The following is a 12,243-nucleotide window of genomic DNA, read 5'->3' as shown; positions in this document are numbered from 1 at the left end:
GGCAAAAACCAAGGGAAGATACGAAGAGATCGGGCACGCAGCGCGGTGCCCGAAAATGTCAGAGGGGATTACTTTACCGTTTCCAATTGCAGTACGGCGAGGATCTTTTCAACCACCTGCTGTGGGTTACCGGTGCCGTCCATCACGTAGTGCGCGGTCTCCTGATACAAGGCCTCGCGTGCGGCCAGCACTTCCAGCATCTCCTCAGCGATCGGACGACCGGTCAACGTGGGGCGTTGCGCGTCTTGCGGGTACTCTTCCAGCCGCTGCGCCAACACCTCGGCCGGTGAGCGCAGATAAATGACGGTGCCGTGCTGACGCATAAATTGACGGTTCTCTTCCGCCAGGATCGCCCCGCCGCCGGTGGCAACTACAGTTGACGGTTGGGTGACGGTTTGCAGAGCAATGCTTTCACGGCGGCGAAATCCCAGCCAGCCTTCATTTGCGACCATTTCCGCCACGCTCATTTGCGTGGTCTGTTGCATAAACAGATCGGTATCGGTGAATTGATAGCCCAGCGCCAACGCCAGTGCACTGCCCACCGTGGTTTTACCGGCGCCGCGCGCGCCCACCATGAAAATGGTTTGTGTCATTACGGGTTGTCCCTTATACGGTGACTTGAATGCGTTAGCACGCCAGAATCCAGCGTGCAGATCGTGCGATGGCGTAGTTGCTGCATCATACCGCCATCAGCCTGTATTTCAATATTTACGATAGTGTAAATTCCATGGCACAGCGGCTGCCTGCGGCAAAACCCTGCGCCACCTCTTCCGCCAACCTTGCCCTCAACGACGGGCTGAGCCGTTCGGCGGCTATCGGACTGAACCCCAGACGCCGGTAATAAGGCGCATTCCAGGGCACGTCAATAAAAGTGGTTAGCGTCAGGCGCTGCGCGCCCGATAACGCGGCCTGTGCCGCAACCTCAACGAGCAGGTGGCGCCCGATGCCCTGACGTTGCCAGTTGGCAGCCACAGACAGTTCGGCGATATGCCAATCCTGCTGTTGCGGCACGACGACGATAAAGCCGGCGACCTCCCCCGCCGCACCTTCCGCCAGCCATTCATGCTGTCGCTGAATAAAATCAGCATGCTGCTCTGCGCTCATCACCGGACCTTCAGCGATAAAACGCCAGGCCGGTTGTTGATGAAACAGCTGCGCCGCCGAGCGCTCAACGGCTATCAGTTGAGCGATATCCTGCGGCTGCGCCAAACGGATTTGCAGGCTCATCGGGTTCTCCTTAACAACGGGGCCGGCTATTTAACCAGATTTCCCCGACGGCAGATACCTGCTCGCCGGGACGTATTCCTGTACGAAAAATCAGAAGTCGACACTGGCGCGCAGCACCACTTCTCGCGGTTCCCCTACCGCCACGCGCAAATTGCCGCCGCTGGAAGGGTAATAGGTTTTGTCGAACAGATTCTTCACGTTCAATTGCCACTTCACCCGATAACCCTGCACCGGCATGGTGTAAGCGGCGAAGGCATCGGCAACGGTGTAATTATCAAGACTGAAACTGTTGGCGGCGTCGCCTGGACGACGGCCAACATAACGCGCCCCTGCACCAATACGTACGTTGTCGCCGCTATACAGCCCTGGGGAACCCAGATCCTGCGTCAGGAACAGCGAGGCGGTATGGCGCGCCACGTTGGTCATCTCCTTACCCTTGTTGTCCGGGTCATCAACCACACGCGCGTCGGTGTATGCGTAAGAGCCGATCATGCTTAACGAATCAGTGATGTTGCCGGCAACATCCAACTCCACGCCCTGCGAGCGTACGCGTCCGGCGGTTCGGGTGACGGTTTCACCATCAACCAGTTCGCTGACCATCACGTTACGCTTAGTGATGTCGAACAACGCCAGGGTCCCGGTAACGCCGTTGGGCAATTCGACCTTGCTGCCGACTTCCCAGGCCTTACCCTGTTCCGGCGGCAATGAGCCAATCTGGCTGGCAATGGACGAGTTTGGCTTGAAAGACTCGGTGTAACTGCTGTACAGCGACACATAGGGCGTCAGTTTGTAGACCACCCCGGCGCGCGGCACCAATTTGCCGTCGGAGCTGTCGGTGTTGGTGACAAACGGCCGCCCTTTACCGGCAAAAACGTCAAAAGCGTCATAACGCAGCCCGCCCATCACCAACCATTTATCGGTCAATTGAACGGAATCCTGCATAAACCAGCCGTAACTGGTGAGGTTTTCACGCTGATCGCTGTCTTTGGCACTGACGGCGTTCGAGGTTGGCATCAGGCCATACACCGGATCATAGATATTGAAATCGCTGTTCCTCTTGCCACGGATCATATCGCCGCGGTAGGTACGGTTATCTTCAAAATCAAAGCCAAACAGCATCTGGTGGTTGATACTGCCCCAGTCAACGTCACCGTTGAGCGTCAGCTGTACCGCGTTGGCATGGCTGACAGCATGGGCGGTGGAGTCGGCCTGGCGCGACAGCACGCCAGTTTCAGGATCCAAAGCCAGCGCGCGCGCCTGATTGTCACTGTAACTGTTACGGCTATAGGCGTAGGTCAGAGAGCTTTTCCAGCTTTCATTCAGGATCTGATCAACCTGCAGGGTGACGCTGTCCTGATCGCCCCGCGTGGCGTTATAACTTTCGTCGAAACGGCGGTCGCGCGGCGTATTTACCGGCTTGCCGGTGCGTGAATCAATGATGGTGCCGCGGTCAAACGGCACCAGATATTCCATATGTTCGTAGGCAACGCGTACCGTGGTGCTCTCGCCGTACCACATCAGCGACGGCGCAATCACCGTTTGGCGGTTACGGCCAAAGTTACGCCAGTAATCGGTTTCATCGTGATCGACAATCATCCGGTAGGCGAACCCGGAGGTACCAAGCGGACCGGTGACGTCCAACTGACCACCGCCGCCCTTGAAGCTGCTGCCCCAGCCTTCCACATGGGTGCGCTGCTGCAGCTGCGGCTTTTTGGTGATCATGTTGATCATCCCCCCCGGTTCCCCCATGCCGTAAAGCATCGAAGCCGGGCCTTTCAGCACCTCAACCCGCTCAGTGGTCGGGGTAAAATTACGCGCCTGCACCGAACGCACGCCGTCACGCAAAATGGAGCCGTCGCGGTTATCACCAAAACCGCGCTTCATCACCGCGTCCTGGGTACCGCCCAAGGTGTTCGCCTGGGTAATGCCACTGACGTTATACAGCGCTTCATCCAGGCTGCTGACCGCCTGATCGGTAAGCACCTGCTGCGGCACCACGTCGATTGCCTGCGGCACGTTCAGCAGGCTGGTCTCAGTTCGGGTGCCGGTCACGCTGGTCAGCGGCTGATAACTTTGCACGCCCTTCGCAGAGGCCTGGCCGACCACCACCAGGGTTTCCCCTGGTTCTTTTTCGGCGGTTTTGTCGGCGCCGATCGCCGGAGCAGAAGCACAGGCCGCCAGAGGCAGTGCGCACCACCAGCCGCGCTGGGTATTATTCATTTTGTAACTGACTCCAATAGGTCCCTGAAAAAGGTAACGGCAAAAATTGTTGATAGAGTTGCTTAAAGGTCTGTTGCGGGTTGATGTCAGCAAACAGATCCGGGTAAAACGCTTTGGCGAACATTTCGACCGCCACGACGTGGTACGGGCTGAGATAGAAGTTGTGCCAGATACTCCAGGCCTGATGATTTTTTATCGCTTTCAGGTTGGCGAGCATCGACTGTTTTTGCATGATCTGACGGAAGCTTTCATCCGCTTCCTGCTGGGTAACCAGCGGCCCCAGACGCAAATCGGAAAAGCGCTTACCCTGTGGACCGGCCATGCCGGTGGCAATGTAAATATCAGGATTGGCGGTCAGAATGGTTTCGGGGTTCAGTTCGCCATAAACCCCTTTGATACTGGCGCTGGCGATATTGTCGCCGCCGGCAAAGGCCAGCAGATCGCCGAGATTGCCATGAGCCGCGGTGGTGCAGCAGGTTTCACGCCGCCCGAGGTGCAAATGCAGCATGACCTTGGGCTTTGGCCCCCGATAGCCAGCCAGGCGCTGCTGGATCACCCCCATATGCTGCTGGTAGAAGTCGATAAACTGCTCCGCACGCTGCTGACGGTTGAGCACCTCACCCAGCAGTCGAACGCTGGGTACGGTGTTATGCAGCAAGTCGACCCGTAAATCGACGTAGATAACGGCAATACCCACCTTACTCAGCGCCGTTAGCAGCAAATCGCTGTCGCCCTCCTCCTTCGCATAGCGGGCAAGGATCACCAGATCCGGTTTCAACTGGATCAGATTTTCAATGTTAACCTGGCGAAAGTTACCCTTGCTGATAGAGGGTATGGCTTTGATCTGAGGAAATTTCTGCGTATACAGCTGCCAGCTTTGCGCATCGAAACGCGCCATGTCTTCCGGCCAGCCGACAATTCGTTGCGCAGGATTACCCGGCTCCAGCAACGCCAGGGTATACAGCATGCGGCTTTCGCCAACCACGATGCGCTGCGGATTATCCGGCACCTCAACCTGGCGACCAGTGATGTCGGTGACCATTTTCGCCTGAACGTTAAAAACGCCAAGCAGCAAGGAAAACAGCAGTAACATGAGGGAATTGCGCATGGGTAAGCCGGATCGGTAAAATATGCGCGCATGATAATCACTCTCATTAACACTTTCAATCACAACGCTTGGCGGATCGGTTAAATCCGCTGAATCACGCTATTTCGGCGCTGATACGTGAAAAATCGCTGTAAATGCCGTTTTATAAAGTTAAAAAATCGGTCGATAATGCGATCTGTGGCAAGCCAGATTGCAGATAATTCAGGAGGTACCGAGATGACCCAACGTATTATTCCATTGGCGGAGTGCCCACAGTTCAGCGACGTTTGCGCCGCATGGGCGTTTGGTCAATGGGGTTCGCAACGCGGCGGTTCACTGGAACGCACGCGCCAACGCTTTGCCCAGTGCGCGCAGCCGAGCGAAGATTACACCACCCTGCTGGCGATCGAGGACGAACGCCCGCTGGGCATGGCCAGCCTGTGGCCGAGCGACGATCATCATCGGATGGACCTTTCTCCCTGGCTGGCCGGCGTATTCGTCCACCCGGATCACCGTCGCCAGGGCATTGCGCAACGGCTGGAGGCAGCCATCGTGTTGTTGGCACGCCAGCGCAATCACCCCGTATTGCACCTGATCACCGATAAATCCGAGGCGCTGTATGCGGGTTGGGGCTGGCAGACCATCGAACGCCGACGGCAATATGATGGCGAAGTGGTGGTGATGGAAAAAAAGCTGGGCTAACGCGGCGTGCAAATGTAAACCAACGCCGGCGGGAAGTTGCGCACCACCCGCAGCCGCTTCCAGTGAAAATAGCGGGACAGCAGCTTTTCCGACAGGTGGCTGTACTGAAACAGCACCAAAGTACCGTTGCGCGCGAGCAAACGCTGCTGGGCCTGCTGCAAAATACGCATGCTGATTTTTAGCGGGATCGACAGCAACGGCAGGCAAGAGAACACCACGTCATAATCGCCGGCCATCTCTTCAGCCGAGCGATCCATCACCTGCAGACGACGATCGTCAATTTTCCGCAGCTGATGAACAAAATGAGATTGGATTTCAAAGGCCTCGAGCGAAGCATCTGCACGCATCCGGCCTAATATCCGCTTGGTCAGCACGCCGTCCGCCGCGCCCAGTTCGGCGATCGACAGCGCCCCGGTCCATTCAACCTGATTCAACATCGCCTGACATAGCCAGGGGGAGGAAGGTGCCAGCGTACCAATGGTGCGCGGCGAAGCCATAAACTGCTGGAGGTAGGAAAAGTGGTTTTTCAGTTGCAGCCGTGTCGCGTTTAACATTGGGGCCTCCTTAGGTTGAGTAGTCACCAATCTGACCCCAATTCCTTAAGTATTCATTAACATGTTTCCTAAAACCGCCGACACAGTTGTAATAAAATGCAACCGAGCGCAGATAAAAAAGGGTGTGGACATCATCGTCAGGTAATCAAGAAATTGCATTACCGGTCAGATTATTATCCACACCCGTTTATTTTATCGGCCACCTGTTACAGTGGCCGAATTTTATTTACTGCAGACGATTAACGGTATATTTCCGCATTACCGCGCCAGTTGCTGGAATCCCCCGGGGTGTCCAACCCGATAATACGAATGCTGCTGGCGCCGTCCGCCTGAGCTTTTTCTTTCAGTGCGTGAACCGCATCGCCCGGAGAACCGCTAACGCCGGAAACCGACACTACGCCAAGGCTTTGCATACCGCTGGCCTGCTCTGTATTGATCTGTTTTACCGATGACAGCGGCGCTGCAAAGGAAGAGAATGAAGCGGCTGCCAAAAGAACTGCTGCGATGCCAGGTAATAGTTTCATAATGAACTCCAGATGTTTTTGTTTATTTTCTCGTATCAGTGGAGTTAATTATCTACCAGGCAATGAAAGCAGACGTAATCCAATGTAAAGAACATCAATCATTGTGATGAAAATAAGGAGGAAGTACGTGCAGGTATGTCTCTGGCAGGACAAAGCGGGTCTATACCGTCACTCTACCCCTGACAGATGACAATTTAAAGTCCGTTTGGCCAAGGAATATAAAAACCGCCCCTTTTAAGATTCTTCTCCCCGCAACCGCGACTGAACTACGCTATTTCTGAAGGTTATCATTATGGAAGGACTCCCTATGTCGCAAACCTTACTGCGTGTTCGTGATGGTCATGGTGCTTCGGTTTCGTTTTCGGAACTGTTGTTCGATCTGATTTACGTTTTTGCCGTTACCCAACTTTCCCACTACCTGCTGCACCATCTGACGCTGACCGGCGCGGTGGAAACGCTGCTGCTATGGTTCGCCGTTTGGCTGGCCTGGCAATACACCGCCTGGGTCACCAACTGGTTTAACCCGGATACCCGTCCTATCCGTATTCTGCTGTTTGGCATCATGTTGTTGGGCCTGTTCGCTTCTTCTGCTCTGCCACAGGCCTTTGGCGAACGCGGGCTGACTTTTGCGCTGTTTTACGTGGCGATCCAGGTGGGCAGATCGTGCGTGGTGCTGAACCTGCTGCCCGCCGGCCATCCACTGAAACAAAACTTCCGCCGTATTCTTGGCTGGATGTGTATTTCAGCGGTGTTCTGGATCCTTGGCGGCCTGGCGGAAGGTCATAACCGACTGGTGCTGTGGGCCCTGGCCGTATTGTGCGAATACGTTTCGCCGATGTTCGGCTTCCGCTTACCGGTGCTGGGTCGCTCCGACAGCAGCAGCGAATGGACTATCGAAGGCCATCATCTGGCGGAACGCTGCCAACTATTCGTGATCGTAGCGCTGGGGGAAACCATTCTGATTACCGGTTAGACCCTCAGCGAAATGGAGTCCTGGAGCGCGCCGGTGCTGATTGCCTCACTGGTGGCGTTTCTCGGCAGCCTGGCGATGTGGTGGGTCTATTTTGATACCAGCAGCAAAGCCGGCAGCCATGCTATCAGCCAGGCGGAAAACCCCGGCCAACTGGGCGCTAACTTCCATTACGTACACGTGGTGCTGGTTGGCGCGATCATCGTCTGCGCCGTTGCCAATGAACTGGTGATCGCCCACCCTGACGGCCATATCGACAATGTGACGGCAGCAGTGCTGCTGCTGGGCCCGGCGATTTACCTGCTCGCCAACGCACTTTACAAGCGGTTGGTGTATCGTCGGTTCCCGCTTTCGCACCTGGTGGGATTGATCGCTTTGGCGGTATTGGCGCCGATAGCCTACCTCACCGATTTACTGATGGTGAATGGCCTGACCACGCTGATTATGGTGGCCGTCGCAGTGTGGGAGAGTATTTCACGCGGCAGAACGCCGCAGGCCGGCGGCGTTCACTGATAAACCAGAAAACAGGGGGCAGCGCGCTATTGAGACGTCGCCCCCTGTTGCCTTATTTACTTCAGCGGTTGCGGCAACGTCAGTACCCACAGCTCGCTAAGCGATTCCGGTTTCTCCAGCGGTTGCAGCTCGATACGGGTGGATACCGCTTTGCCGTCCAGGCTCAGGCTGCCCTGTTTATCCAGCTGATAATCGCCGATTTTCTTGGCCTTGGGCTGTGCCTCCACCAGCTTGGCCTGCAGGCCAAAATCGTTATCGTTAATCACCGCCAGGGTGCGATCGTCAATTAGCGACAGGCCCTCTACCTTCTCTTGTTGCCAACCCAATTTACGCAGATCCACCACTTCACGTTTCTGCGCCAGCTTCACGCCGCGCTTGGCGAGATCTTTGGCATCGTCAAACTCTAGCGCCTTTCCTTTACCTTCGAAAGCCGTCAGATCGCTCGCCTGGCTGAGATCGACCAGATAGATCTTATTGATCATCTGCTTGTCTTTATCGCTGCCCTGCTCAACCAGCAGGATATGTTGGTTGTCCACCGCCACGATGTCACCCACCTTGGCGTCTTTGGCTTTTTTATAGCTGTCGATATCGATCGGATAGCCGTACATGGCCGTTTTGCCGCTGGCCGGATCAAAACTGACCAACCGCGTAAACTGCGCCTTGTTTTTACTCTTGCCGTCGACGTCGAGCGTACTCTGCACCGCAGCCAGAATGCGGCCGTCCGGCAAACGAGTGATCCCTTCGAAGCCCCGGTTCGGCTGGCGCCACTTGATGATATTCGGTAACCCGCTGGCCACCGCTTGCTCCCCCTGATCCGGGGTCGGGCCGTATTTGGCGAGGATCTTGCCCTGATTGTCGATATGGATCAGGAATGGACCATATTCATCACACAGCCAATAGCCGCCTTGACCGTCCGGCGTGATGCCTTCGGTATCCAGCCCACGTCGATCGCTTTCCAACGTTTTCAACGTGTCGCTCAGCGCCACTTCATTGGTTGAACCAATCACCCCCGCCGGTAGCGGTAATCCGCTGATAGGGCCTTGCTGGTCATGCAGCGGGCGCAAGTTGCTGGCGACCGCCTTGCCGTCGCCAACACGAATATCCATCAGCAACGGTACAAACTGCGGATTAGCGAAGATTTTCGCTTCCTGATCGCCTACCGCAGGCGCGTCGGCATTCGGGCCGCGATCGGTCAACGTCGTTAACAGCAAGTCCTTACCCTCACGCCCATTGAATACCAGGCCCGATCCGATACCCACCGGTAATCCTTGCGGGAAATTCTTGGCGAATGCTCCCTGATAACTCACATGCTCGCCCCCCGGAAAACTGACAATATAACGCGCCACTTCAACGTCGGTGGCAGCATAAGAAAACAGGGGGAACAACGCGCTGATTAACAGCGAAACTGATTTTATTTTCATGATGTTGGCTCAGTGTTATGGGGGTAGAGTTGGCAGCTTGCTAAGGTATTAGTCTTACATGACAGCCTGATGACAAACGGACCTAATGCTATGAATTGCAGCAATAATTAAATATGGCAAATAGGAATTAGCAATTAACGCAGACAATTCGAATGGAAAAAACAGATAGAAAATCAAATTTAACCATAGCTATTTTCCGCTAAAAATACCTATACCAGCTAAGCTTAGGGTAAATTCTTATAACAGCGATAAAAAAAACAGCAAACGCACGAAAAACCTAAGAATAGGGATGAAGTCGCATAGACAAAATTAATTCCCGGGGATTTAATACCCGCTGTTACTCAAGGTGCATTAAGAAATTACTTATAGAAACCTGCATTAATTTAAAAAGGTGTTCTATAGTTTTTAGTGCTAACGCCCGTTAGTATTTTCCGTGGGATGGAATCTATGTCAAAGCGACTTTTTGCCGAATTTTTTGGCACATTTTGGTTGGTGTTCGGTGGTTGTGGTAGCGCAGTATTAGCAGCTGCATTCCCACAACTGGGTATTGGTTTTCTTGGTGTCGCACTCGCTTTTGGTCTGACTGTAGTCACTATGGCTTATGCCGTTGGCCATATTTCTGGCGGGCACTTTAACCCGGCCGTTACCGTAGGTTTATTTGCCGGCGGTCGCTTCGCCGCGAAAGACGTTATTCCCTACGTGATTGCTCAAGTGATTGGCGGGATTGCTGCAGCGGCGGTGTTGTATTTGATCGCCAGCGGCAAAGCAGGCTTTGATCCTACCGGCGGCGGCTTTGCTTCCAACGGTTACGGTGAACACTCACCGGGCGGTTATTCTCTGCAATCCGCGATTGTTATTGAATTGGTATTGACCGCATTCTTCCTGATCGTTATTCATGGCGTGACCGATAAGCGTGCACCGGCAGGATTTGCTCCGCTGGCCATCGGTTTGACATTAACGCTGATCCACCTGATCAGTATTCCGGTAACCAATACTTCTGTTAACCCGGCACGCAGTACCGGTGTAGCAATATTCCAGGGAACCTGGGCATTGCAACAGCTTTGGGTATTCTGGCTGGTGCCATTAGTCGGTGGTGCTATCGGCGGCCTGATTTATCGCTGCCTGTTGGAAGACAAGAAGTAATTTATACCCGGTAATGTTCTGTCAGGGCAGCCGCTATATCCAATGGACTTCCGGTTATCGCTAATCACGCGGTAATCGTAAAGATAAAGGGTATATAGGCTGCCCTGAAATTATTTATCCTCTGACCGCCTCAAACATCATAATATCGCTGGTGAATGAGCCGTCTGGCTGAATGGCAAAATGCTGCAGTACCTCTTCAGAAACCCCCTGTTGCAACGCTCGGATCGCGGTAACGAAATGCTCCGGCGTACGCATACGTGCGACCCAACTGCTGAATTCCAGATATAACCTGTCCGACGTCACTTCCCGTACCAGCAGCCCTGATTCAGTCAGTAACCCCAACCATTCACCCGGCGCATAATTGCGGACATGCGAAGTGTCACGCAGCACCTCAACGGTTTGCAGATAGATATCCAGCAGCGGATGCCCCGGTGAGACCACATCCATAAAGATCGCTCTGCCGCCCGGTTTCAACACCCGGCGCACTTCGCGCAGCGCCTGGCCGACATCATGCCAATGGTGAGCCGAATAGCGGCTAATCACCAGATCGAAGCTGGCGTCCTCAAACGGCAGTGATTCCGCGACGCCCTGCTGCACCTGAATATTATTGAAACCTTTCTCTACCGCGGCCTGGCTCACTACCGCCAGCATTTGCGCCGACAAATCGTAGGCCACAACCTGAGCCACTTTCGCTGCGGCGGTAAAGCTGGCATGCCCGGCCCCACACCCCAGATCCAGCAGCCTGGCATCGGGATAAGGCTCCAGCAACTGCGCCAGTCGCTGCAGATCCTTCCCCTGTGCATGAACTGCGCTGGTCAGATAGGCGCTGGCCTGCTCACCAAATTGACGGTCGACCGCATTTTTATGGCTGTTGCTGTTGCTCATATGTGCTTCCTTTTTTGTCTGGCTTGCGCCGGTGCCGGATGGCTTTTTTATTACTATAATCAGCTTAATATACGGGTACAATATGAGCAGTTATCCTAGTATGAGAAGGTACCAGCCTATGCAATCTGAAGCCTTATCCGGCCCCAAAGCCCTCGGCGCTTTCCTGCGTGCGCACCGTGAACGCATCACGCCGGAAATGCTGGGTTTACCCACCGCACCACGCCGCCGCACCAGTGGACTGCGCCGTGAAGAGCTGGCGCAAATCAGCGGTATCAGCGCCACCTGGTATACCTGGATCGAGCAAGGCCGCGAGGTATCCATCTCGCCGCATACGCTGGCGCGTATCGCCAAAGCACTGCGGTTAGGGCATGCCGAGCGCCACTACCTGTTTACCCTGGCGCGAGTCGCAGACCCCGAACAGGAACAGCCTCACGAAGCCGACAACAGCGCGGTGCTGCAAAGCGTTAACCAGGTGACGGTGCCTTGCTACCTGCTGGATATCACCTGGAATATCGTCGCCTGGAACCCGGCGGCGGAAAGCCTGTTCTGTGGTTGGCTGGGCCAAGCCGCTACGCCCAATCTGCTGCACTTTATGTTTTTCCACCCGTTAGCCAAAACGCTGGTCAGCGACTGGGAGGAACGGGCACGCCGCGTGGTCGCCGAGTTTCGTGCCGAAACCAGCCACCATCAAAATACCGAAGAGATGCGCGCTTTCGTGCGCAACATGACGCACAACAGCGAAGCCTTCCATCACTGGTGGAAACAGCATGACGTACTGGCACGCGAGGGGGGCGAGCGTACCTTCTCTCATGTGCAACACGGGGAGTTGCGCTATCGTCAACTGACGTTTAATCCATCGGAAAATAGCGGTCTGAAACTGGTGATGCTGATCCCTCTGACGTAACGGGTAACAAATTCATAAACAGGTTTACCTGCCATTTATTTATTGGTTCATCTAAACGCGCTAGGGTGACAGTTACCGATGATATCTATCATC

The 12,243-nt window shown here is 54.8% G+C and carries 11 protein-coding genes and 1 pseudogene; 4 read left to right on the top strand and 8 right to left on the bottom strand.

All coding sequences use genetic code 11. The annotated features are described in order from the left end of the window. Positions 1-68: 68 nt before the first annotated feature. The 4 genes from aroL to NR114_RS08305 form a co-directional block, all read right to left on the bottom strand. On the bottom strand, positions 69-593 hold the full coding sequence (aroL, locus tag NR114_RS08320; protein ID WP_020825424.1) for a shikimate kinase AroL: 525 nt from the start codon (positions 591-593) through the stop codon (positions 69-71). Between the two features lie 115 nt (positions 594-708). Then, positions 709-1,227, bottom strand: a complete 519-nt coding sequence (locus NR114_RS08315) for a GNAT family N-acetyltransferase (protein WP_234528970.1) — start codon at positions 1,225-1,227, stop codon at positions 709-711. A 90-nt stretch (positions 1,228-1,317) separates the two neighbouring features. Further along, on the bottom strand, positions 1,318-3,447 hold the full coding sequence (locus NR114_RS08310) for a TonB-dependent siderophore receptor (RefSeq protein ID WP_234528971.1): 2,130 nt from the start codon (positions 3,445-3,447) through the stop codon (positions 1,318-1,320). Next, positions 3,440-4,555: an ABC transporter substrate-binding protein gene (locus NR114_RS08305; protein WP_234528972.1), complete on the bottom strand. Its 1,116-nt coding sequence runs from the start codon at positions 4,553-4,555 to the stop codon at positions 3,440-3,442. Before NR114_RS08305 ends, NR114_RS08310 begins: the two co-directional genes overlap by 8 nt. Before the next feature lie 216 nt (positions 4,556-4,771). On the opposite strand from NR114_RS08305, the gene NR114_RS08300 reads away from it, so the two are divergent. Next, positions 4,772-5,236: a GNAT family N-acetyltransferase gene (locus NR114_RS08300; RefSeq protein WP_020825420.1), complete on the top strand. Its 465-nt coding sequence runs from the start codon at positions 4,772-4,774 to the stop codon at positions 5,234-5,236. Here the strand turns inward: NR114_RS08300 and NR114_RS08295 are convergent. Together NR114_RS08295 and NR114_RS08290 are read right to left on the bottom strand one after the other, a co-directional pair. Continuing rightward, complete coding sequence (locus NR114_RS08295) at positions 5,233-5,790, bottom strand: class I SAM-dependent methyltransferase (protein ID WP_020825419.1); 558 nt, start codon at positions 5,788-5,790, stop codon at positions 5,233-5,235. The two genes, NR114_RS08300 and NR114_RS08295, sit on opposite strands and share 4 nt — an antisense overlap. Positions 5,791-6,029: 239 nt before the next feature. Beyond that, the gene (locus NR114_RS08290; protein ID WP_020825418.1) at positions 6,030-6,314 is read right to left on the bottom strand and encodes a DUF1471 domain-containing protein; all 285 of its coding nucleotides are present in this window, start codon (positions 6,312-6,314) and stop codon (positions 6,030-6,032) included. A 307-nt stretch (positions 6,315-6,621) separates the two neighbouring features. On the opposite strand from NR114_RS08290, the pseudogene NR114_RS08285 reads away from it, so the two are divergent. Further along, positions 6,622-7,797 (top strand): annotated as a pseudogene (locus NR114_RS08285) (low temperature requirement protein A). 56 nt (positions 7,798-7,853) lie between these two features. Here NR114_RS08285 and NR114_RS08280 read toward each other — a convergent pair. Next, the gene (locus NR114_RS08280; RefSeq protein WP_256824829.1) at positions 7,854-9,218 is read right to left on the bottom strand and encodes an esterase-like activity of phytase family protein; all 1,365 of its coding nucleotides are present in this window, start codon (positions 9,216-9,218) and stop codon (positions 7,854-7,856) included. 447 nt (positions 9,219-9,665) lie between these two features. On the opposite strand from NR114_RS08280, the gene aqpZ reads away from it, so the two are divergent. Then, positions 9,666-10,361, top strand: coding sequence for an aquaporin Z (aqpZ, locus tag NR114_RS08275; protein ID WP_041414261.1), 696 nt, complete (start codon positions 9,666-9,668; stop codon positions 10,359-10,361). A 114-nt stretch (positions 10,362-10,475) separates the two neighbouring features. On the opposite strand, the gene NR114_RS08270 is transcribed toward aqpZ, so the two are convergent. Then, positions 10,476-11,246 carry a class I SAM-dependent methyltransferase gene (locus NR114_RS08270; RefSeq protein WP_046374392.1) on the bottom strand — a complete coding sequence of 257 codons (771 nt, stop codon included), beginning with the start codon at positions 11,244-11,246 and terminating at the stop codon, positions 10,476-10,478. Between the two features lie 118 nt (positions 11,247-11,364). On the opposite strand from NR114_RS08270, the gene NR114_RS08265 reads away from it, so the two are divergent. Further along, entirely contained in the window at positions 11,365-12,150 is a 786-nt protein-coding gene (locus tag NR114_RS08265; protein WP_129982452.1) for a helix-turn-helix transcriptional regulator, read from the top strand. The last annotated feature ends 93 nt before the right edge of the window (positions 12,151-12,243 follow it).

Source organism: Serratia sp. Ser99, assembly GCF_024519545.1.
GTDB lineage: Bacteria > Pseudomonadota > Gammaproteobacteria > Enterobacterales > Enterobacteriaceae > Serratia > Serratia liquefaciens.
The sequence above is the reverse complement of the archived record's forward strand: the minus strand, read 5'-3'. Positions and strand labels throughout refer to the sequence as shown.